The sequence below is a fragment of the Actinosynnema sp. NPDC050801 genome, assembly GCF_040673975.1.
In the GTDB taxonomy this organism is placed as follows: domain Bacteria; phylum Actinomycetota; class Actinomycetes; order Mycobacteriales; family Pseudonocardiaceae; genus Actinosynnema.
The window spans coordinates 1-1,268 of record NZ_JBFAQZ010000061.1 but is presented as its reverse complement, the minus strand read 5'-3'; the positions used below and the strand labels follow the sequence as shown (position 1 = coordinate 1,268).

Below are 1,268 nucleotides of genomic sequence, written 5' to 3'. Positions count from 1 at the left end.
TGAGGTTGTCCCCGAAGACCGGACACCGGATTTCATGCCACGAGGGCGAGACCTTGACGATAGCCGACACGGACTTCGTGCGGAGTGCGGTAGCTGAGTGTCGAATGTAGACGGTCGTGGTTGTAGTAGCCCAGGTAGGCGAAAACGCCGCGTCGGGCGTCGCCGCGGGTGTCCCAGACGGTGGTGCCGATCTCGGTCTTGAGGGTGGCGAAGAACGACTCCGCGACCGCGTTGTCGAAGCAGGACCCGGTGCGCCCCACCGACGGACGGATGCCGTGACCGGCGAGCGCGGAGCGGAACAGCCCGGAGGTGTATTGCGACCCGCGATCGGCGTGAAAAACCGCATTACCGCTGATCAGACCGCGTTTGACGGCGAGGTCGAGGGCGTCGCGGACCAACTCGGCGCGCATGTGGTCGGCCATCGCGTGCCCGACCACCTCGCGGCTGTGCAGATCGATCACCGTGGCCAGGTAGAGCCACCCCTCCCGCGTGGGCAGGTACGTGATGTCACCGACCAGCCGCCGGCCCGGGGCCGGGGCGGTGAAGTCCCGACCGATCAGGTCCGGCACCGGTGCTGTGACGACATCGGGCCTGGTCAGTGACCTGCGCCGTCTGCGGGTGAGACCGGCGACCCCGCGCTCGCGCATGACCCGACCGACCCGTTTGTGGTTGACCCGGTGTCCGCGGCGGCGCAGCGCGACGACGATCCGCGGTCGCCCGTAGGCGCCCCGGTGACCGGCGTGGACCTCGCCGATCTCGGCGGCCAGGCGCCCGTCCGCCTCGGCCCGCTCCGCCCTGGCCGGGGCGGCGGCGAGCCATTCGTAGAAGCCCGGACGCCGCACGCCCAGGACCCTGCACAGCCGGGTGACGCCGAAGACGGCGCGGTGTTCGGAGATGAACCGGTAGCTGCGGGTCAACGACCCATCTCCTTGGCAAAATACGCGGCCGCCTTGCGGAGGATGTCCTTCTCCAGTTCGAGCTCGGCCACGCGCTTGCGCAGTGCCCGCAGCTCCTCCTGGTCCACCATCGCCGCCGTGTCGACCGGCCCGGCCTGGGCCTGTTCGGCGGTGCGGACCCAGTTGCGCAGGGTCTCGTGGTTCACGCCCAGCTCGCGGGCGACCTGCCGCAACGGCCGGTCCGACGAACGGGCCAGCTCCACGGCGTCCCTGCGGAACTGCTCGGGGTACTTCGACTTGCCTGACACGGGGAACATCCTTCCCCAGACCGCTGTCTGGGATCAGGGTGTCCGGTTCAAGGGGACAACCTCA

The 1,268-nt window shown here is 69.5% G+C and carries 2 protein-coding genes; both read right to left on the bottom strand.

Annotation, left to right across the window (positions count from 1 at the left end):
- Positions 1 to 32: 32 nt before the first annotated feature.
- Complete coding sequence (locus AB0K14_RS40850) at positions 33 to 917, bottom strand: IS3 family transposase (RefSeq protein WP_360466802.1); 885 nt, start codon at positions 915 to 917, stop codon at positions 33 to 35.
- A complete protein-coding gene (locus AB0K14_RS40845; RefSeq protein ID WP_360466799.1) occupies positions 914 to 1,204 on the bottom strand; it encodes a transposase in 291 nt (96 codons plus the stop codon). The genes AB0K14_RS40850 and AB0K14_RS40845 overlap by 4 nt, the downstream gene beginning before the upstream one ends.
- Between the last annotated feature and the right edge of the window lie 64 nt (positions 1,205 to 1,268).